General features: G+C 69.5%; 22 protein-coding genes and 2 pseudogenes. 13 read left to right on the top strand and 11 right to left on the bottom strand.

Features of this window, described 5'->3' with window-relative positions:
• A complete protein-coding gene (locus tag GXW83_RS08415) occupies window positions 1-1,329 on the top strand; it encodes a PLP-dependent aminotransferase family protein (protein WP_225446841.1) in 1,329 nt (442 codons plus the stop codon).
• Window positions 1,330-1,396: 67 nt separating this feature from the next.
• Here the strand turns inward: GXW83_RS08415 and fabI are convergent, their stop codons facing one another.
• Window positions 1,397-2,179, bottom strand: a complete 783-nt coding sequence (gene fabI, locus GXW83_RS08410; RefSeq protein ID WP_182442456.1) for an enoyl-ACP reductase FabI — start codon at window positions 2,177-2,179, stop codon at window positions 1,397-1,399.
• On the bottom strand, window positions 2,176-3,093 hold the full coding sequence (locus GXW83_RS08405) for an alpha/beta fold hydrolase (RefSeq protein ID WP_182442455.1): 918 nt from the start codon (window positions 3,091-3,093) through the stop codon (window positions 2,176-2,178). Before GXW83_RS08405 ends, fabI begins: the two co-directional genes overlap by 4 nt.
• Before the next feature lie 118 nt (window positions 3,094-3,211).
• Here GXW83_RS08405 and GXW83_RS08400 point away from each other — a divergent pair, with 118 nt between their 5' ends.
• From GXW83_RS08400 to aspS, 11 genes are all read left to right on the top strand, one after another.
• Window positions 3,212-3,694, top strand: coding sequence for a hypothetical protein (locus tag GXW83_RS08400; protein ID WP_182442454.1), 483 nt, complete (start codon window positions 3,212-3,214; stop codon window positions 3,692-3,694).
• A 114-nt stretch (window positions 3,695-3,808) separates the two neighbouring features.
• The gene (locus GXW83_RS08395) at window positions 3,809-3,970 is read left to right on the top strand and encodes a hypothetical protein (protein ID WP_182442453.1); all 162 of its coding nucleotides are present in this window, start codon (window positions 3,809-3,811) and stop codon (window positions 3,968-3,970) included.
• 3 nt (window positions 3,971-3,973) lie between these two features.
• Complete coding sequence (locus tag GXW83_RS08390) at window positions 3,974-4,609, top strand: TIGR03086 family metal-binding protein (protein ID WP_182442452.1); 636 nt, start codon at window positions 3,974-3,976, stop codon at window positions 4,607-4,609.
• The gene (locus tag GXW83_RS08385) at window positions 4,599-4,856 is read left to right on the top strand and encodes a hypothetical protein (RefSeq protein ID WP_182442451.1); all 258 of its coding nucleotides are present in this window, start codon (window positions 4,599-4,601) and stop codon (window positions 4,854-4,856) included. Before GXW83_RS08390 ends, GXW83_RS08385 begins: the two co-directional genes overlap by 11 nt.
• Before the next feature lie 76 nt (window positions 4,857-4,932).
• Complete coding sequence (locus GXW83_RS08380; protein WP_182442450.1) at window positions 4,933-5,916, top strand: ferritin-like domain-containing protein; 984 nt, start codon at window positions 4,933-4,935, stop codon at window positions 5,914-5,916.
• Window positions 5,906-6,712 carry a thioesterase family protein gene (locus tag GXW83_RS08375; protein WP_182442449.1) on the top strand — a complete coding sequence of 269 codons (807 nt, stop codon included), beginning with the start codon at window positions 5,906-5,908 and terminating at the stop codon, window positions 6,710-6,712. The genes GXW83_RS08380 and GXW83_RS08375 overlap by 11 nt, the downstream gene beginning before the upstream one ends.
• Window positions 6,709-8,280, top strand: coding sequence for an AMP-binding protein (locus GXW83_RS08370; RefSeq protein ID WP_182442448.1), 1,572 nt, complete (start codon window positions 6,709-6,711; stop codon window positions 8,278-8,280). Before GXW83_RS08375 ends, GXW83_RS08370 begins: the two co-directional genes overlap by 4 nt.
• Entirely contained in the window at window positions 8,277-9,209 is a 933-nt protein-coding gene (locus tag GXW83_RS08365) for a hypothetical protein (protein WP_182442447.1), read from the top strand. The genes GXW83_RS08370 and GXW83_RS08365 overlap by 4 nt, the downstream gene beginning before the upstream one ends.
• Window positions 9,206-9,559 (top strand): 4Fe-4S dicluster domain-containing protein, encoded by a 354-nt coding sequence (locus tag GXW83_RS08360; RefSeq protein WP_182442446.1) that lies wholly within the window; start codon window positions 9,206-9,208, stop codon window positions 9,557-9,559. The genes GXW83_RS08365 and GXW83_RS08360 overlap by 4 nt, the downstream gene beginning before the upstream one ends.
• A gap of 181 nt (window positions 9,560-9,740) precedes the next feature.
• Window positions 9,741-10,109: a VOC family protein gene (locus GXW83_RS08355; protein WP_182442445.1), complete on the top strand. Its 369-nt coding sequence runs from the start codon at window positions 9,741-9,743 to the stop codon at window positions 10,107-10,109.
• Window positions 10,110-10,439: 330 nt separating this feature from the next.
• Window positions 10,440-11,759, top strand: coding sequence for an aspartate--tRNA(Asn) ligase (aspS, locus tag GXW83_RS08350; protein WP_182442444.1), 1,320 nt, complete (start codon window positions 10,440-10,442; stop codon window positions 11,757-11,759).
• Window positions 11,760-11,999: 240 nt separating this feature from the next.
• Here the strand turns inward: aspS and GXW83_RS08345 are convergent, their stop codons facing one another.
• The 7 genes and pseudogenes from GXW83_RS08345 to GXW83_RS08315 all read right to left on the bottom strand — a co-directional run bounded on the left by GXW83_RS08345 (window position 12,000) and on the right by GXW83_RS08315 (window position 16,357).
• Complete coding sequence (locus GXW83_RS08345) at window positions 12,000-12,593, bottom strand: MFS transporter (RefSeq protein WP_182442443.1); 594 nt, start codon at window positions 12,591-12,593, stop codon at window positions 12,000-12,002.
• 199 nt (window positions 12,594-12,792) lie between these two features.
• Window positions 12,793-13,080: pseudogene (locus GXW83_RS08340) on the bottom strand (DUF4343 domain-containing protein); the annotation flags it as partial.
• Window positions 13,081-13,208: 128 nt separating this feature from the next.
• Window positions 13,209-13,568, bottom strand: a complete 360-nt coding sequence (locus GXW83_RS08335; RefSeq protein ID WP_182442442.1) for a hypothetical protein — start codon at window positions 13,566-13,568, stop codon at window positions 13,209-13,211.
• 109 nt (window positions 13,569-13,677) lie between these two features.
• The gene (locus GXW83_RS08330) at window positions 13,678-14,310 is read right to left on the bottom strand and encodes a hypothetical protein (RefSeq protein ID WP_182442441.1); all 633 of its coding nucleotides are present in this window, start codon (window positions 14,308-14,310) and stop codon (window positions 13,678-13,680) included.
• Between the two features lie 35 nt (window positions 14,311-14,345).
• Complete coding sequence (locus GXW83_RS08325) at window positions 14,346-15,569, bottom strand: hypothetical protein (protein ID WP_182442440.1); 1,224 nt, start codon at window positions 15,567-15,569, stop codon at window positions 14,346-14,348.
• Between the two features lie 11 nt (window positions 15,570-15,580).
• Window positions 15,581-15,883: a DUF6317 family protein gene (locus GXW83_RS08320; protein WP_182442438.1), complete on the bottom strand. Its 303-nt coding sequence runs from the start codon at window positions 15,881-15,883 to the stop codon at window positions 15,581-15,583.
• Window positions 15,884-16,357 carry an SAV_915 family protein gene (locus GXW83_RS08315; protein WP_182442436.1) on the bottom strand — a complete coding sequence of 158 codons (474 nt, stop codon included), beginning with the start codon at window positions 16,355-16,357 and terminating at the stop codon, window positions 15,884-15,886. It abuts the gene before it with no gap.
• A 401-nt stretch (window positions 16,358-16,758) separates the two neighbouring features.
• On the opposite strand from GXW83_RS08315, the pseudogene GXW83_RS08310 reads away from it, so the two are divergent.
• Window positions 16,759-17,504, top strand: a pseudogene (locus tag GXW83_RS08310) (site-specific integrase); the annotation flags it as partial.
• Between the two features lie 139 nt (window positions 17,505-17,643).
• Here GXW83_RS08310 and GXW83_RS08305 read toward each other — a convergent pair.
• A complete protein-coding gene (locus tag GXW83_RS08305; protein WP_182442434.1) occupies window positions 17,644-17,922 on the bottom strand; it encodes a S1 RNA-binding domain-containing protein in 279 nt (92 codons plus the stop codon).
• Window positions 17,919-25,880, bottom strand: coding sequence for a polymorphic toxin-type HINT domain-containing protein (locus tag GXW83_RS08300; RefSeq protein WP_182442432.1), 7,962 nt, complete (start codon window positions 25,878-25,880; stop codon window positions 17,919-17,921). The genes GXW83_RS08305 and GXW83_RS08300 overlap by 4 nt, the downstream gene beginning before the upstream one ends.
• Window positions 25,881-26,312 lie beyond the last annotated feature (432 nt).

The following is a 26,312-nucleotide window of genomic DNA, read 5'->3' as shown; positions in this document are numbered from 1 at the left end:
GTGCCCGCGACCTCCCCCGCAGCCGCGCTCGACATAGCCGAGCTGCACGGTTCGCTCACCGACCCGCTGCTCGACGCGATGAACTTCCTCAACGAGGCCGTGGGGCGCTTCCCCGAGGCGCTCTCGTTCGGCGCCGGACGCCCCACCGAGGGCGCGTTCGAGCCGGAGCAGCTGGCCCAGCACCTCCAGTCGTACATCAACCACTTGGAGCAGCAGCCGGGTTGGGACCGCGACCGGATCCGCACACTGCTCTACCAGTACGGCCGCACCAACGGCGTGATCCACGACCTGATCGCCCGCACCCTGGAGAACGACGAGGGCATCGTGGTGCCGCCGGAGTCGGTCGTGGTGACCACCGGCTGCCAGGAGGCCATGCTGGTGGTGCTGCGGGCGCTGTTCGCCCGGCCGGAGGACACCCTGCTGGTCAGCTCGCCCTGCTACGTCGGGGTGACCGGGGCGGCCCGGCTGCTGGACATCGCCGTGCGGCCGGTGCCCGAGGGCGCGTCCGGCCCGGACACCGAGGCGGTGCTGGCGGCGGTGCGCGCGGTCCGCGCGGAGGGCGGGCGACCGCGCGCGCTGTACCTGGTGCCGGACTTCGCCAACCCCTCGGGCGCCAGCATGACCGTGCAGGCCCGCGAGCGGCTGCTGCAACTCGCCGAGCAGGAGGACCTGTTGGTCCTGGAGGACAACCCGTACGGCTTCTTCGTCCGCACCGGTTCGCCCCGGCCGACGCTGAAGTCGATGGACCGCAACCGCCGGGTGCTGTACTTCGGCTCGTTCGCCAAGACCGCGCTGCCGGGGGCCCGGGTCGGCTATGTGGTGGCCGACCAGGAGGTGGTGGGTCCGCAGGGCGAGCGGACGCTGCTGGCCGACGAACTCTCCAAGATCAAGAGCATGACGACGGTCAACACCTCGGCCATCAGCCAGGCCGTCATCGGCGGCATGCTGGTGGAGAGCGGCTGCCGGCTGCGCGAGGCCAACGCCGAGGCGACCGCCTACTACCGGGCCAACATGGACACCCTGCTGGACGAGTTGGAGCGGCACTTCCCACCGGCCCGCCGGGCCGAGCTGGGGCTGCACTGGAACCGTCCGGACGGCGGCTTCTTCCTGGTCGTGACGGTGCCGTTCGCCGCCGACGGCAAGGCGCTGGAGCGTTCGGCGCGGGATCACGGGGTGCTCTGGACGGCCATGTCCGACTTCTGCTTCGACGGTGGCGGTCGCAACCAACTCCGACTCTCCTGCAGTGCCCTGACGCATGACCAGATCGTCGAGGGCATCGGCAGGCTGGCCCGGTTCATCGAGGAGGAGGCCGCCGTGGCGGGCGGCTGACCTCGGGTACGGCTGCGGGGCCCGGCGGCACAACCGCCGGGCCCCGCAACGTCGTTGTCGTACCGGATCAAGCGCCGACGGCGTGCACCCCGCCGTCCACGTGGACGATCTCGCCGGTGGTCTTGGGGAACCAGTCCGAGAGCAGCGCGACCACGCCGCGCGCGGACGGCTCCGGATCGCCCAGATCCCAGCCGATGGGCGCGCGGGTGGTCCACACCTCGCGGAACAGGTCGAACCCGGGGATGGACTTGGCCGCCGTGGTCCGCACCGGCCCGGCCGCCACCAGGTTGCAGCGGATGTTGCGGCCGCCCAGATCGCGGGCGAGGTAGCGGGAGGTGGACTCCAGCGCGGCCTTGGCCACGCCCATCCAGTCGTAGGCGGGCCAGGCCAGCTGCGCGTCGAAGTCCAGCCCGACGATGGCCGCCCCGCGCTTCTCGTCCACCAGCGGCAGGCAGGCCACCGCCAGCGCCTTGAGCGAGTACGCGGAGACCTCGACGGCGGTGGCGACCGAGCCCCAGCCGGTGTCCAGGAAGCCGCCGCCGAGGGCGTCCTGCGGGGCGAAGGCGATGGAGTGGACGATGCCGTCCAGGGTGGAGTCCGGGCCCAGGTGCTCGCGCACCCGGTCCGCGAGCGAGTCCAGGTGCTGCTGGTTCTGCACGTCCAGCTCGATCACCGGCGCGGGCTGCGGCAGCCGCCGGGCGATCCGCTCGACCAGGCTGAGCCGGCCGTAGCCGGTCAGCAGGACCTCGGCGCCCTGCTCCTGCGCGAGGCGCGCGGTGTGGAACGCGATCGAGGACTCCATCAGCACGCCGGTCACCAGGACGCGCTTGCCCTCCAGCAGTCCGCTCACCGGGCACCCGCCTCGCTCCGCGCCGGGGCAGCTATCCCGGCCACACCATCGGCCTCGGCTTCGACCCCGGCCTCGGTCAGGAAGTCCACGACCGTGGCGACGACCGCCGGATCGGCCAGGATCCGCCGGTGGCCCAGGCGGGCGGTGCTGACCAGCCGCGCCCGGCCGGCGTAGGCGTCGGTGATCCGCAGCGCCTGCGCGGGCGCCACCATCTCGTCGTTGTCGTCGTGCACCACCAGGATCGGCACCTGTACCTGCTCCGGCTCGTGGACCACGGAGAAGCGGTTCCAGATGTCCGGCTCCTCCGGGAACAGCTCGTGCTCGATCCGGTTGCGCAGTTCGGCCTGCAACTGCTCGCGCAGTCCCAGCTTGGCGCAGAACGCCTCGACCACGTAGCGGAAGTCCACCACCCCGCCGACGGTGGCGATCCGGCCGGCGCGCACGCCCTGGCGGAGTGCGAAGAAGGTGGCGGTGACGCCCAGCGAGTGCGCCACGATCGCGTCGAAGTCGCCGTACTCGGCGTGGAGCCGGACGATGATGTCGCGGTACTCGAGGATGGTGGTGGTCTTGCCGGTGGAGTCGCCGTGGCCGGGCGCGTCGAAGGCGACCGGGCTGTAGCCGAGCTCCAGCAGCGCGGCGGCGAAGCCGGCCAGCCGCGAGCCGCGCGACTCCCAGCCGTGCACCAGCAGCACCGGGCGGCGGCCGTCGCCCCAGTGGTAGCTGAGCACGGTCTTGCCGTTGACCTCCATCCGCCGCACCTCGGCCCGGTCCATCACCGGCTGCTCGGTCGGGCGGATCCGGCTCCGACCGAAGGGGTTGCGGAACAGGTTGAAGGCGCCCTTTCCGGCCAGCCGCCCCGAGACGACGGACGTACTGTTCAGGGCCGTTCTGACGACTGCCGCAGTGGCGTCCATGCCATGACCTCCTGGGTCGGCCGGTAATCGGCGGCGAAATAGTAGCACGACCGTTCGCTCAGTTTTATACTGGAAACCGGGCCGCCGACCGGCCCGCCGACTGTGGAGGCGAGACCCCTTGCCCGGCACCATCCCGAACCCCTTCTCACGGTTCAGCGCGAGCATCAGCGCCGGCCTCGCGCCGGGCAGGATCCTGAGCACGAGCTGGCGCTCCGGCCCGGAGGCGGACCGCTGCGCCACCGGCCCGGTGCTGGTCAGCGTCACCGAGTTCACCCCGCACCGACCCTGGGACACGGTCGGCGTGGTCGCCGCCGGGCTGCGGCTCCAGCAGTCCTGGCCCCGGACGGAGGGCGCGATCGGCATCCGGCTCTGGATCGACCCGCACCCGCTCCGGATGCGCTCGGGCGCGGTCTCCGCCTGGACCGGGCAGCCCGGCCTGGACGGTTTCGTCTCCCGCCCGGACCACCTGCGGATCGTCCGGGCGTTCCGCGGACGCGGGGCGGTCCGCTCCTACAGCCAGGAGCTGGACGCCTGGGAGCCCTCAGCCGCCTGGGAGTCGGCCCTACGGGCGCTGTCCGGCGAGGCGCCCTGGCCCGGCTGACCAGCCGCGCGGCACGCGACCCGGGTCCGCCCGCCCCCGACCGCCAAGGAGAAGAAAACTGCACGTACGGTCGTGCTAATATCCTGCCCGTCAGCTCTCCCCTGGAGGAAGACCATGGCTCTCACCACCCCGCCCGCCGACCTGCCGTCGCAGACCGAGGGGCCGAATCAGGAATTCAAGGACGAGCTGGACCGGCTGATCGACGAGCAACTCCTGCCGCAGGAGCCCGCCGTCCGCCCGTCCGCCGTTCGGCGTCCGACGACCGGGGCCGCATAGTCCATGGACATCCTGCAGCTCGACCGCACCGCCGTACTGGAGTCCGTCCGCATCCTCGAGGCCGCAGGCCCGGTGGACTGGGAACTCCCCACCCCCTGCAGCCAGTGGACGCTCCGTCAGCTGGTGGAGCACATGACCGCGCAGCACCACGGCTTCGCCGCCGCCGCCCGGGGCGAGGCCGACGAGCTGGCCGCCTGGCAGAGCGTCCCGCTCGGCGACGACCCGCTGGCCGGCTACCGCGCCTCGGCCGAGGCCGTCATCGCGGCCTTCGCCGAACCCGGCGTGCTGGTACGGCACTTCACCCTGCCGGAGATCACCACCGCGATCACCTTCCCGGGCCGGGTCGCCGTCGGCTTCCACTTCCTCGACTACGTCGCGCACTCCTGGGACGTCGCCGCCGCCCTCGGCAAGGCCGTCGAACCCTCGACGGAGGCCGCCGAGGCCGCGCTGGCCATCGCCATGAGCGTGCCCGACGACGAGCGCCGCCGCACACCCGACGCACAGTTCCAGCCGAGTCTGCAAGCAGCGCCCGGGGCAACGACGTTCGAGCTCTTCCTGCGCGCCCTCGGACGCTCGCCCGACTGGCAGGCCCGCTCCCAGTCCTCACCGCCACCACAGGAAGACGGCCATGCTCGCTGAGATCAGGACGAACATCGCACGCCGGCTCCAGCTCACCGAGGAGGAGGTGTTCGACGGCCGCACCCTCTCCGCCGTCCTGGTCGCCTCCCCCACCGCGATCAACTCCATCGACCTGCTGGACGCGTTCGCCGGAGCCCTCGCCGACGTCGGCGTGGACGACGACGTGGAACTGCCGACCATGACTCTGGACCACACCGCGGACGACGTGGTCAACGCGCTGCAGAAGCAACTCGCCACCGCCAGCTGAGCGTTCGCCACCACGCGATCGCCGCAAGGGCGTTCGCCGCACCGGCGACCGCCGCCCGAGCGAAGGAGTCACGTCCATGCCCACGCTGATCATGACCGACGTCGTCAAGGAACTCCGGGACGGCGCGACCATCACCGACGTCCTGCGGGTCCAGCAGAGCTACCACGAGCAGCGCCGCTGGTCCACGGACACGCTGTTCGAGGGCCGCAAGCTGTCCGACAAGGCGGGCGACGTCGACCGCGCCGCCCTGTGGCACTCCTCCCGCGCCGAACTCACCACCCAGCCCGCCGGCATCCGGCTGGCCGTGGACGGCGTCAAACTCGCCAACGAGCTGCGGGAGACCAACCCGCTGGGCGCCGATGTGCTGCACTGCGCCGCCGCCTGGTCCGCCCGCTACTGGCTGGAGGAGGAGGCCCACCACGAGGTCGCCTTCGGCCGGCTGCTGGACATGGCCGGCATGGACGCCATCGACGTGGACGACGTCGTCGAGCACCGCGGCCCGTTCCCGACCGACAACTACGCCCGGGTGTGCATCCTCCAGGCGTGCGTGGAGATCGAAGCCTGCGTCTCCTACGGCTGGGTCTCCCGGCAGAGCCAGGACCCGCTGGTCCGGGACGTCTTCCACACCATCATGAAGGACGAGGTGCAGCACCGGCAGTACTTCGCCTCCTTCGCCAAGGCCCTGGTCGACTCCGGCGTCTACCCGATCAAGGACGTCCTGTCGATGGCGTACACCTGGATCCGCCCCGACGGCGGCGAGACCTTCGGCTCGGCCCGCGAGGCGCAGACCGAGCGCCAGGGCTACGTCAACTGGTGGGAGCAGACCCGCGCCGGCGAGGACGAGTTCGCCCTCGGCGACGACGCGCTGCACGAGGGTTCGGTCCACTCCAAGAAGCTCACCAGCGTCTTCGCGCTGGTCCGGGAGACCACCGGCATCCAGACGGAATCCTACGATGACCTCAAGCGCGCCTACTTCGCCAGCCTCCGGACGAACGATGTCGACCGGATTCGATCTGCAGTCCGTGCCGGAGCTGCGCGCGAAGCCGCACTTGCTGGATAGCGGACTGGTCTTCACCGGCAGTGAGCGCGCTCACTGCCGGTCCCGGCCCGATCCGTACGCCTCCCTGGGCGGCCTGTTCGCCGCCAAGGAGGCGTTCGTCAAGGCCGTCAGCGCCCTCGGCGGGGCACCCGCCTACACCTTCCCGGACATCCGCGTGGTGCACGGGCCCGCAGGCCAGCCCCGGATCGAGCCGGACGGCGAGATCGGCCGCTGGTGCGCGCGGCGGCGGCTGACCGTCGAGCTGTCCATCAGCCACACCGGCGACCTGGCCGGAGCCGTCGTCGTGCTGCTCGCCTGCGCGGACGAGGACTCCTTGTGCCGCAGCCCAGTTGAACCCCATCGAGCCGAGCCGCAAGGGAGCGGAGCCGTGAGCGCGGTCGACCTGCTGGAACTCGTGGAACACCGCTGCGAGGTGGCCCTGCGTCCCAATGACTTCGACTGGGCCGGACACCTCAACAACAGCGTCTACCCGCAACTGCTGGAAACCGGGCGGTGGGAGTGGGGCCTGGCCAACGGCGTCGATGTGAGGAACAGTCACCTCGTCGCTGTGGTCGTGCAGTTGCACCTGGACTACCTGCAACCGGTGCTGTGGGATCCGGTCGGCCGGGTCAACGTCCGTACCGACGTGGTGGAGCAGTCCCCGTACAGCTTCACGCTCGCGCAGGACGTCGAGCAGGTGGACGGGACGGTGGTCGCCCGGGGCCGGGTGAAGCTGAGCCTGGTCGACCGCGACACCCAGCAGATCCACCGGGCCAACCGGCGGTCGCTCTTCGGCGTCCGGGCGGGTGCCGCATGAGCACCCCCGTATCCGCGCCGATAGCCATCCGCAGACCCGCATCCGTACCCGCGCCGCTGGTGGCGACGCTGCCGCAGGCGATCGCCGCGCAGGCGCACCGGGACGACGCCGCCGTCACCTTCGGCACCTCCGCGCGGCGCGAGCGGCGCGGCTTCCCGCAGTTCGCGGAGGAGATCGCGGCCGCGGCGGCGGGCTTCGCCGAGCAGGGCGTACGCCCCGGCGAGCGGGTGATGCTGCGGGCCACCGGCAGCCACGACGGGGTGCTGGCGCTGCTCGGGCTGATGCACGCCGGCGCGGTGCCGGTGTCGGTCAAGCCCAAGGTGCCCGGGGCGATCGCCGCCCAGTACTTCGCCACCGTCGCCGAGCAGCAGAGCATCCGGTTCGCCTTCCGGATGAGCGGCACCGGCCTGCGCGACCTCGACCTGAAGCTCTCCGCCAACGCTTCTGCGCATGAAGGCAGTTGGGCGTCCGACCCGGAGCAGACCGCCTTCGTCCAGTACACCAGCGGCTCCACCGGCTTCCCCCGGCCGATCCCGCTCAGCCACCGCGCGGTGCTCGCCAACGTCCGCGCCATCGCCGACGTCGCCGGGATGGAGCCCGGCCACACCGGCATGGTCGCCCTGCCGCTGCACCACGACATGGGCCTGGTGGGCATGTTGAGCACCCTGGTCCAGGGCATCAGCCTGGTGATCGAGGAGCCGGGCACGTTCCTGCGCCGCCCGATGGCCGCGCTGCGGCTGGTCCGCGCGTACGAGGGGGTGCACAGTGCTTTCCCCGACTTCATGCTGCGCTACCTCGCCGCGCGGATCGCCGAGACCGGCGAGCAGCCCGATCCCGAGCTGCTGGCCGGCTGGCGCACCGTCTTCTGCGGCGCGGAACCGATCCGCCGCGCCTCCGTCCGCACCTTCCTGGCCGAGGCCGAGCCGTGGGGCTTCGACCCCACCGCCCTGGTCTTCTGCTACGGGCTGGCCGAGGCGTCGCTGATGGCCACCGGCCACCGCTACCAGTCCGACGCCGCCTCCTTCCGCGAGGAGGGCCGCACCGCCGTCGCCTGCCTGGGCGAACCCATCCCCGGACTCGACCTGGCCCTGGTCGACGCGGACGGAAAGCCGTGCCTGGAAGGGGAGTTGGGGACGGTCCGGCTGCGCGGCGCAACCATGTTCAGCGGCCACGACGGCGTCACCGACCACCGCCGGGAGTGGTTCGACACCGGTGACCTGGGCGTCCTGCACGCCGGACGGCTCTACCTCAACGGCCGGCGCGGCGACCGGATGACGATCAACGGCGCCAACCTCTTCGTCACCGACATCGAGCAGCAGGTGACGGCCGAACCCGGCGTCGAGGAGTGCGTGGTGCTGCCGCACGGCGAGTCCTTCACCGCGCTGGTGGTGCCGGCCCGCAACGCCGGCGTCGACACCGCGCGGATCGCCGAACGGATCACTGCAGACTTCGGCGTGGCCCCGCTCTCCGTCCTGGAGACCCGGCACAGCGACATCGTCCGCACCGCGAGCGGCAAGCCCGCCCGTACACACATGACCGCAGAGCTGGAGAAGGGAGTACGGGTGTGACCGACACCGGCACCACGACGGGTGGCGGGCAGGGCGTGGGCATCGCCATCGCCTCCGGAATGCTCAAGGGGGTCTACGGCCACGGCGTGCTCTCCGCCTTCGAGGAGCGCGGACTGCGCGCGGACGTGTACGGCACCGCCTCCTCCTCCGTCCTCTCCGGCGGCCTGGCCGCCACCGGCAGGGCCCGCAAGGTCGGCGTGCGCTACTGGAAGCGGGCGGCGGCGGGCGCCACCGAGAAGGGCATGAGCCAGGTGGTGCTGGACAGCATCGCCGAGTACGGCCCCGGCCTGCGCGACGGGCTGTTCCGCACCGACGCCCCGGACTTCCTGCTCGCCACCAGCAAGGTCACCAACGCCGAGGCCGCCGAGGCCACCCAGGGCCCGGGCGCCAAGCAGCTCGGCCGCGACCTGCTGCGCAACGTCTTCACCGGCGACCGCAGCTGGGTCGAACAGAACCTGGCCACCGCCGTCTTCGGCAACCGACCCGGCCCCGGCCCGGAGGTGCGACCGCTGACGGCAGCCAACTTCGACGCCGTCTCCTACGCCTCCACCCGGATGCTGCACGCCTGGAAGATCCCGGCCGAGATCGACGGCGAGGCGTACGTCGACGCCTCCTACACCTGCGGCTGCCCCGCCCGCGAGGTCGCGGCGCGCGGCGTCGCCACCCTGATCGCCATCGGCGCGGACCCGTTCCCGCTGTTCCGCGACATCTACGCGTCCGAGGAGATCGCCGACGGCGCGACCCTGAACGGCGCCCGCGTCCTGGTCGTCAAGCCCGCCGAGGACCTCAAGCCGCTCGGCGTGGACTACGCGACCGCCACCGACGAGGGCCTGGACCGGGCCTACGCCCTGGGCCTGGAGGCCGGCCACCGGTTCGCCGAGGCCCACGCCGCAGCACTGACCGCGACCACCACCGGGAGCACCGCATGACCCACGTCGTCACCGAAGGCTGCGTGCACTGCAAGTACGCCGAGTGCATCACCTACTGCCCGGTCGCCTGCTTCCGCGAGGGCGACACCTTCCTGGTCATCGACCCGGAGGAGTGCATCGACTGCGGCAACTGCGTCGAGGCGTGCCCCACCGACGCCATCTACCCCGAGGACGAACTCCCCCCGGAGCTGCAGCCCGCCCTGGAGTGGAACGCCCGCCTGGCGCCGCTGCTGCCGCTGGCCACCACCCGCGTCCTGCCGCTGGCCGACGCCGACCACTGGAACGGCACCCCGGACAAGTGGCTCTCGCTGCCGCCGGACCAGGCCCCCGTCCCCGCCCCGGCTGGCTGACCCGGCCTTCCCGCCGCCCGCTCCGGCTGCTCCTGGCCCCTGCTTCGGCTGCTCCTTCCTGCTGCCGCCTGCCACCTGCCCCGCCGCGCCCGCGCGCCGCCTCCCGTCCCCGTCCGGACCGGGGGCGGCGCGCGGGCCGCCCGTCCGTGGTGCTGTCAGTGGTGCGCGCTAGCGTGGAGCCGTGATCGACCATCTGTCCGTCCACGTGACCGACCTCGCGGCGAGCGCTGCCTTCTACGACGCGGTGCTGACGCCCCTGGGAGCCCGCAGGCTCAGGGACTCCGGCGACGTGATCGGGTACGGCGACGACCGTCCGGCGTTCTGGATCGGCGCCGCGCAGACCCCGGGCGCGGCCCGGGAGACGCACCTGGCCTTCGCGGCGGCGAGCCGCTCAGCCGTCCGCGCCTTCCACGACGCCGCCCTGCGCGTGGGGGCGACCGTCCTGCACCCGCCGGGGCTGCGCCCCGAGTACCACGAGCACTACTACGCCGCCTACGTCCGCGCCCCGGACGGCCACAACGTCGAAGCGGTCTGCCGCCTGCCCGGCTAAGGCCTCCGACCCCTCTCCGGCTCCCCGACCCGCCCGATAATGCGTTGCCCGGCCGCGTTCGGGCGCTCTAGCCTCGGGGCAACGCGATGAGGGAGACGAGTACCCGCAGGTCCCGCGAGCCGAGAGAGCCGCCGAACGGTGTGACGGCGGCCTCGCGCCCTGAGGGGAAGACACTCCTGAGCGCGGGGAGGAAATGCCCCGCCGGCCCGCCCCCGTCATCGGGCCCGAACGAGGCCGTCACCCCGGTGGCGGCGAAAGCGTGGTGGCACCGCGAGTCGCCCTTCTCGCCCGCGCTTCCAAGGGATCAGCCGACGTCCCCGGAGGACTGCGATGATCCGCACCACACCCCGTGTCCTGGTCAGTGACCTGCGCGAACACCTGGGAGAGACCGTCTCGGTCTGCGGCTGGGTGAACACCCTGCGGCTGCAACGAACCATGCAGTTCCTGCTGGTCCGCGACCACACCGGCACCGCCCAGGTCACCCACCGGCGCGCCGACGCCGAGCCGCTGGCGTCCGTGATCGAGGGCCTCACCGCCGAGTCGGCGATCCGCGTCACCGGCCGGGTGGTGGCCAACCCGATCGTGAAATTGGGCGGCCTGGAGATCGTCCCGGAGACGGTCGAGGTGCTCAACCGGGCCGGCGCACCCCTGCCGCTGGACGAGCACAGCGGCCCGGAACACCGGCTCGACTGGCGCTTCCTGGACGTCCGCCGGCGCCCCGCCGCGCAGCTGCTGTTCGCCGTGCAGACCACGGTCGAGCAGGCCATGCGGGAGTTCGCGTACGCCGAGGGCTGCACCGAGATGCACACGCCCAAACTGATGGGCAGCGCCTCGGAGTCGGGCGCGGAGGTGTTCCGGCTCGACTACTTCGAGCGCAGCGCCTACCTGGCCCAGTCCCCGCAGTTCTACAAGCAGATGGCGATCGCCGCCGGCATCGACCGGGTCTTCGAGATCGGTCCGGTGTTCCGTGCCGAACCCTCGTTCACCTCGCGCCACGCCACCGAGTTCACCGGCGTGGACGTCGAACTGGCCTGGATCGACGGCGTCGAGGACGTCATGGCGTTCGAGGAGCGGCTGCTCGCGCACACCCTGGCCCGGGTCGCCGCGACCCACGGCGAGGCCGTCCGCGAACACTTCGGCGTGGAGGTGAGCGTCCCGGCCCTGCCGTTCCCACGGATCACCCTGGCCGAGGCGCTGGCCGTACTGCGGGCGCAGGGCTGGGACCAGGAGGGCGCCAAGGCGGACCTGGACCCGGAGGGCGAACGCCGGCTGGCCGCCCACATCCGGGAGCAGACCGGGCACCCGTTCGTGTTCGTCACGCACTACCCGGTCGGCGTCCGGCCGTTCTACCACATGCGCTCGGCCGAACAGCCCGGACTGACGCTCAGCTTCGACCTGCTGTGGAAGGGCCTGGAGATCACCACCGGCGCGCAGCGCGAACACCGCTACGACGTCCTGACCGCCCAGGCCGCCGAGAGGGGCCTGGGCACCGAGCCCCTGCGGGACTACCTGCGCTGCTTCCGCTACGGCTGCCCACCCCACGGCGGCCTCGGCCTCGGCCTGGCCCGCCTCCTCATGGTCCTCCTCGGCCTGGACTCCATCCGCGACGCCGTCTTCCTCTTCCGCGGCCCCACCCGCCTCACCCCCTGACCCCCGTCCACGCCAACGCCCCGGGCGACCGCACCGCCCGGGGCACCGACTCGTCGCCCACCCCTCGCCCCCGCCTGATTCCAGAAGGCGATGAGAGCAGCCAGCGCCTGAAGCACCAGCAACGCAACCGTGCCGGAAGCGCCTCGGTGGACGGCTCACGCAGAGTCCACGCCCGGGAGAGGCGTCGGGCCTCGAGCTCTGCGTGCCCGGGTCGGGGCGGAGGAACTGCGCAGCACCAGGTCAGACGGCGGCATTCTCGGCGGCCACCTCCTCGGGCACCGGGGTGGACGGCACGCGGACGGTGGTCTGTGCGATCGCCGCCACGACGAAGACGGCTGCAGACAACGACAGCATGGCGGTGCGGGGCCCGAAGGCCACCAACAGGCTGGTGACGATCGGGATGCACACCAGGCTGGCGAAGGGGGAGATCCCGGCCATCGCGGCGAACACGCGGCCGCGCTGCGACTCGGGGGTGGTGGCGCGCGCCACCCGGCGCGTGGCGACTGCCTGGACGCCGAGGCAGAACCCGCCGACAAGCCACAGCACGGTCTGCAGATAGATGTTCGGCCACGCCATCGGAATCATCAGGGCCAGTCCCATGACGACGCCCGCGGCCAGCACGCTGCGGGTCGAGCGGGCCGGGGTGGACCACAGCGAGTCGGGCCGGGTGCCCAGCCAGATGCCGATCGCCCAGGTCATGCCGAGGAAGCCGAGTGCGATGGAGCCGGCGTGCAGGACTCGGACGACGAAGTAGACGTCCACGATGTTGATCGCCACCGCGGCGGCGACGCCGAGGGACTGGACCAGAACGGCCGACCGCAGCACGGGCTGCATGGTGACTACCGTCCACTGCTCGCTGCCGGTGTCGGGGGCCTGAATGAGGCGATGTCGACCGCCACGGCGCTGGGCAGCGAACCGCGCTCGGCCTCCAGCAGTCTCCACGCGAAGTCCCGCACCGCCGCCTCGTTCCGGTCGCCCGCCAACAGAGCGGTGTCGAGGTGCCCGTATCGGGCGTAACGGCCACATCCGAAACCAGGACTGCGGTGTCGGGGCCGATGCGCTCACCCTGGCGCGGCAGTCGGGAACCGTCGGCGTAGACCGCCGCAGGGAACTGCTTGTCGCTGGGCGGCTTCACGAACATCGGACGGCGCAGTGTCCACGCCTGCGAGAGCGTCGTCAGCCCAACGCGGCGACCGGTGAACTCCTGAGGCAGTCCGGCGAGCCAGTCGTCGGCCGGCTCCAAAAGCGCCGGGCCCAGTCGGCCCGCGATCCGGTAGGCCGCGAGCGGTCCGCCGTACCAATAAATCTGACGATTCGTCATAGATGCGACGGCTGGAGGGCTTTCCAACACCACGGCGTCCGGGCCGCGCCGCGTGGCCGCCTGCGCCGACAGCCGTGACGTGCTGCTCTGCTACGGCGCGAGCAGCAGTGCCGGCCGGGTCGGCCCGGTCACGGCTGCGGGCGGAACTCGTGGACGACCTCGATCAGGCCGACGATGTGCCGGTTGAACTCCGGCAATTCCTCGGCAGGAACCCACAGCTCCAGGATCGTCGCCCCACCGGCCTGGCGGACCGGGTAGCGGGCGAGGAACGCGGAGTCGACCTCGAAGCGGGTCACGAAGCCGGCTCCGGACGCCGGGACGTTCCAGTCCCGTGCGATGCGGATCGCGTAGTCCTCGTTCATCACCGGGTAGAAGATCGGCTGCTCCGGCAGCCGTGGCGGCCAAGCACGCCAGCCCGACGCCTCGACCAGGGAGATCTCCTCCGGACCGGCCGGACGCCACAGCGTCGTCGTCACTGCCCCGCTCATCGCACCCCGTCCGCTCTCCGCCTGGTCGGCTGCCCACCGTAGTCAGCGCCCCGGCTCCACGGCCAGCGAATATCGTCGCCCCCAGCGCCGGCTGCCCAGCACCGACTTTTCAGCGCCCGCTTCGCCGCTTCTTCGACGGGGTTCGCCGACCGGCCGCGCGGGACCGCTGCTCGTCCGCGTAGAGCCGGCGCGCGGCGCGGGCAGCGCTCTCACCCGGGAACTGGGCGCGCAGCGTCGCCGTGAACATCGCCACCACCAGTCCGCCGGCGATGGACAGGAATGGCACGGCCAGGAGCGGGAGCAGTCGGCCGGCCAGGAACCCGGTCGGGGCCGGTTCGTCCAGCAACCGGTCCTTGCGGTAGCCGTACAGGACCAGGGAGCGGTACATCATCAGATAGGCGGCTGCCGCAGGTGCGAACCAGACGACCAGCAGGGCGATCTTGGCTATCAGCGGGATGTGCGCGTTGAAGGAGTAGCCCCTGCTGAACAGCAGGTAGGGGCCCAGGCCGAGGAACATCGAGCCGATGAAGCAGGCCAGCAGGAAGTACGCGAAGGTCAGCGCCAGGCGTCGGACCCAGTACGAGGCGCTGCGGGTCACCCAGGTGCGCCCCAGGTAGCCGATCTCGGGCTCCCCGTGCTTCGTGGCCGCGTAGGTCTGGATGAGCCACTCCCGGCGCTGCAGGTGGTCGCGCCGGGACCACTCACGCAGGAGGTTCCCCAGCCACTCGCTGTTGGAAGACATACTCGGCTTTCCTGGATCGGTGGGCACGGCCCGGATCAGAAGAGGCTATGCCACAGGCTCTTGACTGCCGCGACGGGGTGTTCCACGGATGCACCGATCTGCTCTCCGGCGCCTTTCACGTCGTTCTCCCAGAGGTCCTTGACTCCCTGCCCGACGCCCAGTCCGACACCGGCGACGACCCCATGGTTGTGGACGTCCAGATCCCACGGCACATTGTGGGTGTATTCGCTGAACAACGAGGTGACCGAGTACCCGATGACCGGGGCAAACGGCCCGGTCTCCGCACTCAGGATCTCCGCGCCGATGCCCAGGAGGTTCGCGCCGCCGTCCACGGCGACCGCGTGCGGCCAGCTCCAGCCGAGTTCGTGGTCGTACTTGGCCTGGGCGTACGTCCCGACCGTCGCGGCGAGCACGTCCAGGACGGGTATCTGGTCACCGATCTTGATGAGCCGGCTGTCGACCTTCTCCTCGTCCAGCAGGTCGGAGATGGTGGTGTTGAACCACTTGCCTTTGAGCCTCTCGGCCTCCAGCGTCTCCACAGCCGCTTGATCAGCTTTGAGTGACTTGACCACCTGACGGACGTCCGCGCGCGCCAGTTGCGCCTCACGCCGGGTCAGCGGGGTCTGCCCCGTCTTGAGGTCGTGGTAGTAACTCTGCAGCGACCCGATGTCCTTGGCCAGAGTGGCCTGCTTGCGGCCGGTGGGCAGGTAGAAGTAGTCGTGCATGAGGGCCGCGATCGACGACCCCTCCGCCGACCCCAGCAGGTCCGGGCTCGCGGCCGGGTCGAGGATGGCGAGCATGGCGGACAGGCTGGTCTTGGCGTCCTCGCGGGCCTGCTGGGCCTGGGCCTGCGCGGAGGAAACCGCACTCTGGTAGGTGTTCCAGGCCGTCAGTGCGGCTCCGGTCAGGCTCTGCCCCGGGACCGGATCGCCGGAAGGATCGAACCTCACCCCCGCCGCAGCAGCGACGCGCGCAGCGTTGTCGCAGTGGTTCTGGGCCTCGGTCAGCGCTCCGGTGAGCGTCGCCAACGCCGCGCAGGCGCTGGCGACGTTCGACGCCAGGATGCTGGTGGCCGCAGCGTCCTGCTCCCAGGCGCCGGTGAACAGGGTGGCCGCGTCGCCGTTCCAGCCGGTGTCACTGACGAGGTGCGCCACGACGCCGTCGACGGCGTTGACCACGTCGTCCAACGGCCCCTTGGCCTGGCCGAGTTGGAACCTGATGCCGTTCAGGCCGCCGATATCCCCCGCTATCTGCGTCATCTTCGCCCCCGTTAGGTGTACGCATCCATCATGGTCTGGAACAGCCGCAGCACGTCGGCATCGCTCCCGCTGTAGTTGTCGTGGCAGGTCTTCAGGGCCGAGCCGTGCGCGGCCAACTGCTTCACGATTCCGTCGTGGATCGCGCCGATCGAGATCAGCAGGTCTCGCAGGATGGTGTCAAGGGTCGCATCGCCCGTCTCAGCGGGGGCGGGCGAAAGGAATCCCAGAAGGGACTGGACTTCGGCCGACTGCGCGGTGAAGGTGCTCGCGGCGTTGGCGAGGTCGTGGAGGACGACCTGGTAGCTGGCGCCCACTCAGATCACCTGCTCGATCGCATCCCGCACATGCTGCGCGGTCCAGCGTGCGGTGCCGGGGTCCAACACGGGGTCGATCAGCACACGGTCCACCCGCAGGGCGTCGGCCAGGGCACTGAACAGCAGGGCGGGAAGGCCGATCCAGGGCTGATGCGGGCCGAGGGAGGCCACCAGGCGGCGGGGACTGCTGAAGCCGATCGCAACGACGGCCCCGGTCGAGAGACGCCGTAGTTCCACACCTGCTCCGATCGGCCCCACGGCGGGGTGGGCCGGAACGCAGAGGAGGTCGGAGTCACGCGGCAGTTCGGCGCCATCGACCGGGCCCTCCGCGGACACCCCCGACGTGGGCCCCCAGTGGCTCATACGTTCGTTCGACATCACGTGCTGCAGGATATCCCAGGGTGTTGTCAGGTGCGCGAGCAGCGGCGACAACCCCCTGAGGGCGCCGACGCGTTGGCGATAGCCCCTCGTCATGATGGCGTGCCTCGACCATGCGATCAGTGGTGGACTTCGTCGCCCCGGCGGCGCTGCCGCACTGGCGCCGTGAGCCGGTCACCGACAGGACGACAGTCGTACAAACAACCTGATCAGCCCAGCAAATCGGGATCTCACCCGGGACCGGCACGAGTGGATGTGGGCGAGCATTGGGGGCGATCCGCACGGCCGCCCCAGCGCTCGTCTCTGCGAGGGATTCTCGTCGACAACTGCCTAGAGGAACTCCAGGACATAAACAGCGAGGCCGACGATGGACATCAAGATCAGCGCTCTGCGGGCAGTCTTCTTCTGGGTAGGCGAGTCGATTTTCCCCTGCGGGTACGCCTCTCATGATGCCGAAGCAACGATTCCGTCAACGCTTAGGCAAAGCATGGCATTGCGAAGAGGAGATCCCGCGCAACGTCACCCGCAACGTCCGCATGGGCACCCCCGACCCCGCCGCTTCGAACCCCTCACCACCGAAGAGGCACGCGCGCTCCTGACCGCCACGGACGGGCACCGGCTGGGCGCGCTGTTCGAACTCGCCCTGCGCACCGGACTGCGCAAGGGCGAACTCCTCGGCCTGCGCTGGGAAGACCTCGACCTGGCCGGCGGAACCGCCAGCATCCGCCGCACCCTCCAACGCACCAACAGCGGCGGACTGACCGCCCTGCCCACCAAAACCCAGAGCTCAGAACGGCGCATCGCCCTGCCCACCGAATGCCCACACTCCCTCGAACAGCACCGCAAACGGCAAGCCCAGGAACGCGAAGCGGCAGGGACGAACTGGAAGGCGAGCGGCTACGTCTCCACCCGGCCCGACGGCAACCCGATCGAGGGAGCCACCCTCACCCGGCACTTCAACGCGCTTCTGCGCCGGGCCGCACTGCGCCGCATCCGCTTCCATGACCTCAGGCACTCGGCGGCGACCCTGCTCTTGGAGCAGGGCGTGGAGCTCGTCATCATCAAGGAGCTGCTGGGCCATGCCCACATCGGGGTGACCGCGACGGTGTACGCCCACGTCCGACTCCGCCTCCAGCGCGACGCCATCGACCTCCTCGGCAACGCCCTCCGCAACCCCGCCACACCCGCCGCCCGACCCGACGACGGCGACGAACCACCCCTTTGTGCAGCACCCGTCCGCTGACGTTGCCGTCAACTACTGCCGTCAGACACCCCCAGGGCCCCACCGGAATCAAATCCGGTGGGGCCCTGGGGGGTGTGCTGAGACTTGAGTTTTGGATTCCGATCTAGCTCCATTGAGAACGACCCGGAAGGCCAAACTACTATTCTCTTGATCGGCGAAGCCTCTCCTCAAGAGAGATTTGATTAGGCGGCCTAAGGATGAACTTATCCTTTCGCTCATCAAAGCAATCCAGGAAGCAGCTAACTCGATCTCCGACTCGATAGACATCCTCATCGTCAATGTAGAGAACATCGATTAGCCCGACCCTTGACAGACCCAGGTCCACGATGACCCCCCAGCGAAATACGGCCTCGACCTCCCCATCGACGATCTTGCCGATGAGGCTGCTTTCACCTGCGCTGAGCTGCTCGTCTGTCATTGTCCCACCAAGCTTCGAGGGTACTGATTGAGGGTGTCGAACGCGGTATTTGGAATGGCGACCTCTGTGCCGGGGACCCCATTGTGCGAGCCTACATACTGACTGAAGTGCTGATCGAAGTCCGCCTTCGGAATTCTGATCTCAATGACGCCACCGTCATACCCTCCGCGACTGGCGTAGTCGAGCGCAATCGTCTTGCCGTCGTCCGCCAGGCCGAAGTATGCCCGCCCATCCGGGTATCCATTACCAGATCCCGGGAAATCACTTTCCTTGAACCCGTCCTTAAGCAGCGTGTCCGTCATCCCCGTACCAGGAGCCTTGTATATGGAGACCGTTGGGCAGCCATCGGAATTGTGGACCAAGATCGGTGTGGTCCCGGCCAGTACATAGTACGTGTGGGTGACGGCGACAGTGAGGTCGTTGGTGCGCTGCTGCTGGTGGTAGTGGCGCACTGCGAGGATGCGGGTCGCGGTGCCGTCGGCGGTCAGCAGGGACATGCCCGGGGTAAGGTTCTTGGCTTCGACCCAGCCGTGGAAAGTCACCACCCAGAAGGGGTGGGTGTCGGTGGCGGTGAGGTGGGCGGGACCGTTCGTGGTGGCGATGGTCACGTCGGCGAAGCTCTTGTCCGTCAGCGTGGTGATGAGCTTCTGGACTGGACGTGCTTGCGTCTTCCCGGTTTCGGGGTCGGTCGCCAGAACCCGGTCGCCCGGTTTGACGTCCTTGATCGCTTCATGTTTGCCGCTTGCCAGCAGGACCTGCGTGTCGGGGAGGAAGCTGTGATTGCAGTCGCCCAGGAGCGTCTCCGCGTCATCGACCGCGGAGGCGTCGTCGACAGCCAATCCAGCTGCTTCGGCTCCCTTCAGGAAGTCCGTCCCAGGCAGCACATACGCGGCCAGTTGGAGGCAGTCGCCCACGCTCTTCCCACCGAGGCACCCCTCGACGTCGCTGACTCCCCAGGCGTCCTTGAAGAACTGCGCCGCCCCCGCCGGCAGTTCGTTCGAGTTCCACGCGTAGGTGGAGGCATAGGGGTCGTCGTTGGGATTCGTGTATTTCGGGGGGTCGCATGACGGATTCGACTTGCAGAGCAGGTATTCGTTCTGCTGTAGCAGCGTCTCGTAGTCGGACTCGGCGTTCGAGACGGCGTTGCCGCAGATGGTCTCCTTGTACAGCCTCGCGCCGAGCTGTGCCGGCATGTTCTGGCAACCGGCGATGACCTTGATGTCTTCTTGCATCTCCGGCGTGGCCATGATGGAAAAGCCCGAGCAGTTCAGGACTGTGCACTCGGATCCGTAACCGTGTGCGTTGGCCGCCTGCTGTGACACCCCGTTGTTGTTGTTCGGGTCGTATTTGGAGTTGTCGTTGCTGGGCGGCGCCGGTGCGGGTGCACTGCCACCGCCGTCCAAGCCCAGTGCGCTGCACTGAGGGCTGTCGACACCCATGGTGCACATGAGCCCGCTCGGGTCGCTGCCGGTGCTGGGGTCATCGGCGGCGTAGGTGTAGCCACCCATCTGATTGGGGTCCCCGGCCTCGAAGACAGGGTCAGGAGTGAGGAAGCGGCCTTCGGCCGGGTCGTAGTCGCGGGCGCCGAGGAGGTCCAGGCCGGTAGTGGGGTCTGCTGGTTGGCCGAGGTACCCCCGGTTCTCGCTCTTGTCCCCCCAGGTCGCCGGCTGGGTGCCGCGGGGGTTGCCGTAGGGGTCGTAGTAGCGGCGGGTGACTGCGTCCGTGCTGGCATTGACCAGTGCGGTGGCGGTGCCCTGGGCGTTGGCGAGCTGGTAGTTGACGGCCCCCGACTGGTCACGGGTGATGGTGGTTCCGTCGGGTCCGGCGTAGTTGCGCAGCGCGTTTACCGCGGTGTTGTGGTTGGCGGTGTACTCGGTGATCTGCTCCGCGCCGCCGAACAGATAGAGGATCTTGGTGCCGGGTCCGGTCTGTTCCAGCAGACCCCCGCCGGCGTCGTAGAGGTAGCTGGTGGTCTGCGGGCCGGCGCTTCCGGTCGTGGTGGTGACGCTGGCTGTGCGGCCTTCTGCGTCGTAGGTGAAGGTCTGGTTGCCCGCTGCGACCTGCGGTCCGGTGCTGGTGGTACTGCGGCTGACCGTATTGCCGCTGTTCACTCCGGCGGTGGGAGTGCTGCTGGGGTCGTTGTAGCCGGGCGTTGAGGTGGCGGTCAGCTTCTCAGCCGGGTTGCTCGTGGCGGTGGCACCGGCCTGGTCGGGATCAGTGGCGCTGGCCGTACCGTCCGTGCCCGGGTAGCTGGTGGTCTGGGTGGTGTCGTCCAGGGCATTGCCGGTGGTGTCGTGGTTGACGGTACTGGTTCGGTCACCGAGCAGGTCGTAGCTGTAGGTCTGCCAGTAGGGAGCGGGCCCGCCGATAGTGGTGGTGGCGATGGGGTTTGTCGCGGTGGTCTGCGGGGTGGCGGTGTTGCAGCCACCGACGGAACCGACCGTGGTGCTGCCGGGGTTGGTAATACCGGCGGTATCGGACCATGCCTGTGTCAGCCGTTGGAAGGCGTCGTAGGTGAAGCACTGGGTGTCGTGGACCGTTCCACCGCTCTGTGCGTCGTCGATCGCGGTGATCTGACCGGCCTGGTTGTAGCGGTAGCTGGTGCTGTCGGCGGTGGTGTTCGGCCCCTGCAGGCTGGCGGTGGTGCCGTCCAGCCGGTCAGTGGTGTCGTCGTAGGTGGCGGTGGTGGTCAGCTCCTCACCGCTGGTGCCGTAGACGGACTGGACGGTTTTCCCGAACGGGTCCTGGGAGGTGTTGTCGAGGTAAGCGGGGATGTTCCGCGCCGAGATCCATCCACCGAAGCCGGTCAGCTCGCCTGCGGTGTTGTAGGAGTAGCTGACGGTCTCGGCCGGCAGGCCGGCGTCGGCGTTGTACTGGGTGCTCGCCAGCAGGCCGGTGTTGGCGGTGTAGCTGGGGGTGACCGTGTAGGTGGTAGTGCCCGAGGGCGCGGTGGTGCCCGGGGGCTGTGGGAAACCGTCGCCCGAGGGGATGGAGACGGTCGTTCCCGTTGGCTGGTACCGGCTGTTGTAGCCAGTGACGGACTCGGTGTAGTCCTCCGTGGACGCGGCTGTCGTCTTGGTCGCCGGGACCTGCACGAACCGGGTGTTGGAGGTGGGGTAGCCCTTCTCCAAGGTGTCGTAGACGGTACCGGAGAGCTGCTTGGTCGGGTCGGGGGTGGACGACCAGGGACCGGAGTACTCGCCGATGACCCGGTTGTCCCAGTCGTAGTGGTACGACAGTGTCTGGCCGCGCGAGTCGGTGCTCTGCAGCAGGTTTCCATCGACGTCGTAGGGACCGTAGTTCGAGGTTCCGGTGTTCGGGTCGGTCTGCGAGGTCTTCTGCCCCAGCATGTTGTAGCCGTACGACCAGGTGTTCCCGGCGTTGTCCTTGATGGTCGCGATCCGGCCGGTCGGCTCGTAGGTGTAGCTGGTGGTGGAGTCGGCCACGGGGGCTTGGCCAGTGGTCTGGCTGCTCCAGACGCTGGTCCCGGCGCTGTTGTAGATGGCCAGGTCGGCGTCGTCCTGGAGTTTCAGGGTGGATCCCGTGGCCGCGGCCAGGCCGGTGGACCACAGCAGGGTGCCGGTGGTGCTGTAGACGGCGAGGTTGCCGTCGGCCCGGTACTCGGCCCATGCCCCGGCGTTGCCGGAGGTGCCGCTGGCCCAGGAGAGCGCCTTGCCGGTAGCCAGGCCGGTCAGGACCAGATTGCCGTCGGCCTGCATGGTCAGCCGTACGCTGCTGGAGGTGAGGGAGGTACCGGAGGGGATGACCTGGCCACCGGTCAGGGTGACTGCCGGGGTGGTGTTCTCGACCTCGCTGGACGTGGTCCGGCCCAGCGCGTCGGTGAAGGTCGCGGTGGTCGGACCACCAGCCGGGGCGGTGCTGGTGGTCTCGTCCGCCCCGGGATAGGCGGTGACGGTCTGCCACTGGAACACGCCCTGGTGGTACACCTCGTCGTTGGTCGGGCGTCCCATGCCGTCGTAGACGGTGACGGTCTCGGAGGGGACGGAGATTTCCTTGGCCACCGACAGGGTGGTCCCCGGGTTGGCGGAGTTGTCGTAGTAGGGACTGTAGGTGCGCACAGCCCAGCCGTGGGAGTCGAAGAAGGTGTCGGAGACCAACCGTGACCCGATGGGAGCGGGGGCTTCGCCGCTGGAGGTGGCCTGCGTCTCCCGAGCCTGGAGCATCCCGTCGTAGAGAACGATCGACGTGGAGTAACCGCCGCCCTCCTCAAGGGTGTTGGTGGTCACCGTGCTCGGCCCGCCCGGCGTGTTGACTGTGCCGTTCAGCCCGGGCTGGGCTCCCGGATTGATCGCGTAGGCAAAGGTCTCGTCGGGTGACTGGTTCGCGGCCTTGGAACGGCCCGGCATCCACACCGCGGTGATCCTGCCGAGCGCGTCGTAGGTGCTGCTGGTGATGGCGCCGTTGGCGTCGGTGCTTTGCAGGGTCAGCTGGCGCAGCGGGTCCAGGACTGCGGTCGTCTGCCACGTCTGCGAGTTGACGGTCTTCGTGCCGTTCGGCAACTCCCCGGCGGTGCCGCTGAAGGTCGTGGTCGCGACCCTCCCGTTGGCGTCCTCGGTCTTGGTGATGCGCCCGTAGCCGTCGTAGGTCGTGGCGGACATGGTGGTGGGCACCGGGGTGCTGCCGTTGTAGGAGGTGATCTCCTGAGTCGCGGTGACCTGGCCGGTGGAGCCCAATGAGCCCAGGGTGCCGGGGGTGGTGATGGTGCCGTTGCCGTCGTAGAAGGTGCGTTTGTCGGACAGTGCCGGTTTGCTGCTGGAGGGTGTGGTTCCGCAGCCGCCGGCGACGGTCACGACCTCGTCCGGGTAGTCCAGCATCATCGGGTTGCTGCTGGAGGATGCGTAGCTGGTGGTGGTGCACTGCTCCTGTGCGGGAACGCTCACGTCGCCGAGCGCGTCCACGGTCGACACCCGGCCCTGACTGTCGTAGCTGGTGACCGTCTTGGTCTCGCGCCAGGACCCAGTTGACAGCAGGGCGTACGTGCGGTTGGTCGCAGTTGCGGACCGGTAGGCGGTGAGAGGAGGCAGGGTGGACAGGGTCGACGGCGCCGGGGACTGGGAGGTCCAGGGGGTGCGCGGGTTGCTCTGGGTGGTGGTGAAGGTGTCCGGACCGGACACCGACTTGGTGGCGATACTGCCACCGGCCTCGGTGTAGGTATCGGTCTCCAGCGCGGTCCCGGCGAGTTGGTCGGCATCGGTGACGTTGTCGCCGACCGTGTCCGCGATCGTCACCGAACGCTGCTTGCCGTTCGCGAGGTAGTCGCCATCCATGCCCTGCAGGTAGGTGGTGACCTGCTGGGTGATCGGGTCGGTACCGGCGCCGGTGGTGACGGTCACGGTGCGGTACCCGCGGAACTGGTCCCAGGTGCGGTACTGGTCGTCAGTCAGGTCGGAGTCGTCACGGTGCCAGGCAGGCTGCTGATACGTGTAGTCGGTCACCTGCTGCGGTGATCCGGCGACGAGGTCGGTGGCGACCACGGAGGCCACGGTGGTCTTGTTGAAGTACTCCAGGACGGGAGTGCTTGCTCCCGGATTGGTCCAGTAGACCGGGTAGCAGGAGGAGGTGTTGCTGTCCGGTGCCGAGGGGGTGTTCGGTGCGGCGCAGGACGGCGGGGTGTAGCTCACCGCGATCGACTCACCGGTCTCGGTCTGGATGGTGGCGATACGTGGCCGGTATAGCGGCACCTCGCTGGAGGTGGTACCGGTCATGTCGTCGTTGGACCGGTTGTCGATCTCGGTACCGGTGAAGGTGACCTGGTTCAACTGGAGCGCGCCGGTGGCTCCGGCTGTGGTGTCGTGTCCAGTGTGCTGGATCGACTGCAGCCACAGCACGGCCTGCAACGCGCCCGCGTCCTTCGGGTCGATCGTTGTACCGGTCACCGGGTCGTTGCCGCCGGTGGCCGAGTACACCTGTCCGAGTTGGTAGCTGTCCACGGTCTGGGGTGTTCCGCCGACGGCGACCTTGGTGGTGATCGAGTCCAGTCGGGCCTCGGACCAGAACGTCGGGGCAGTGACGTAGCAGACCCCCGGTTGCGGGCCGGACAAGGTAATGGTCGTGCTGGTGGTGTCGGTCGAGGCACAACCCAGGTCGAAGGGGACGTCGGGCCAGTTCGGCGCGGTGGTCGCATTCAGGTTGGCGTAGGTGCACTGCGCGGCGGGGAAGGAAGCGGTGGCATTGCAGCGCGGTGCCGTGGCGAAGTCGACCTCGGCGGCGGGGACCTTTCCCGCGAGCTCGTCCGCGAGCTGGTAGCCGTAGGAGATCTTGGTGAGGTATCCGCCACGGGTGTAGGACGCCAGGGTGCCGGTGCCTCCCGAGGCCGCGAGCTGACCGCCGCCCCGGTTGTAGTAGCCGGTCTCCGCCGTGTAGTCGTAGCGCTGCAGGTTGCCGTTCAGGTCCTGCGTGAAGTCGAGGTTGAACTGGTACCCGAGGGTGGCGTTCGAGCTCGCCCCAGTGCTGCTGCTGTAGCAGGGGTCGCTGCTCTTGGGGCAGTACACAGGAACGCCCCAGGCCGAGTTGGTGGCGGCGTCTCCATGGTTTCCGACGGAGCCGTTTGCTGCCGGCACGTGGTTGACTCCGAAGTAGGAGACCTGACCGGTGGGCGTGGTGACCTTGAAGTAGGCGCCGTTGCTCAGGCCGTTCGCGGCCCCGGAGAACTCCTGGATCAGGGTCCCGTCGTCGCTCTGGAGTTTGAACGCCTGGAGTTCACCGGTCACCCCGGCCTGGACCCCGATCGGCACCAGTTGCCCGCTGTGGCCCTCGAACGACATGGTGCCGTTGAATCCGCCCCAGCATTCGTCGCCGGAGTCCGCCAATGAGCTGACGCCGTCGCTGGAGCAGGGCCGGAACGACTGCTCGATGAAGCCGGGCGAGTACGACCAGCCGTCACCGATCCAGGACGCCTGGGCATTGCGGGCCGAGGTCTCCCCGTCCTCGGACTGCGAGTCGTAGGAGAGGCTCACCGAGGGAGCAGCGCCGCCGAGGCTGGGTGGGACGTCGATCGGATAGCTGTAGCTGAACGCGCCGGTACCGGATTCGGACCAGGTCCCCGAGGGGTTGAGCGCGGTCGCGCTGTAGGAACCCTGTGATCCGGAGGTCCCCGCGACCACTCCGACCGCAGTGGTCGCGGGGGCGGCCTGCGTAGTGGCGAAAGCACCCGCCCGCGCACCGCCACGCGGAGTGGCGCTGGATGCCTGCAGAGGCAGGGTCGCTGTCAACTGCTGGGAGTCGAGGTGGTTGTCCGAGACCAGCGGGTGAGAGATACGGCAGGCGGAGACCTGCGGGTTGGTCAGGATGCAGGACGGGTAGACGACCAGGTACAGCCGTGAGGCCCAGTCGCCGCCGTATGCCTTGGCGATCGCCGCATAGTCGACGCTGAGCGCGACCTGGCCTCCGGTCGTGCGGCCGTCGGCGCGGGAGACTCCGAGCAGCATCCCGTCGACCCCCGCCTGCGCGGCCTTGGTATGCGACAGCACCTGCACCCGCACCCGGGCGGGTATGCCCGCGGCTTGGGCCTGGGCGGTGGTGGCGAACGAGCGCAGTCCCCCGCTGGCGTTCCGCGCCGCGATCGGCGCTACCGACACCGGCGACGAGCCGGCCCGCACCGGCGCGGGCACCGGCACCACGGCGGCGTCGGCTGCTGTGTGGCCGGTCGCCGGATGGGCGGTCGCGGCGGCCGTGGTCGCCGTCGTGGTCAGGGCGACGGTGTTGGTGGACGCCTCCGGCCACGCGGCGGCCCGAGGCGTGTAGACACCTACCGGCTTGTCGGCCTTGGGGAGGATCGTCCTTCCTGCGGCATGGAACGGCGTCCCGGTCAGACTCACCGCGGGCGCGACCTTCACCTTCGACCACAACGGCTGGGTGTTATGGAAGGGGCCCACTGAACCGTCAGCGACGGCGAAGGGCGTCGCCAGGGCCAGGACGCCCGCGATCGCGGTCGTCATGGTCAGCCTGCGCCCCCACACCCGCCTCGAACCTGCGAAGCCGCGCGTCTGCCAACCCATTGTCGATCCCCCCACCTGACACAGCGTCCACCGTGGTCCCCTAGACAGCTCAGGGGAGATCCACGGCATGATCACAGGGAAGGTATTGATCGCACACTGAAGGCGCAATAGCCTGCGGCGATGCCCCGGGGCGTCGCGCCTCATGGCCATTTTGGGCAGAGGCATACACAGCAGACATGACGTAATAGGTCGGCGACGTACGAAGCAGGACATAGGCTCCGCCGGCCAACCAGCCCCAGCAGCTGCAGAGCTGATCTGAAGTCATACATGACTCTTACTATCCGCGAGGCTTAATTGAGAATCCCTTTCCCGTCACGCCCAACTGCGCGCGGCATATCGCGCCGCCTGGGCGTGGCCACGGCTCTGGCGGCA

The organism is Streptacidiphilus sp. PB12-B1b (assembly GCF_014084125.1).
Taxonomy (GTDB): domain Bacteria; phylum Actinomycetota; class Actinomycetes; order Streptomycetales; family Streptomycetaceae; genus Streptacidiphilus.
This window is presented reverse-complemented; position numbering and strand designations above follow the sequence as displayed.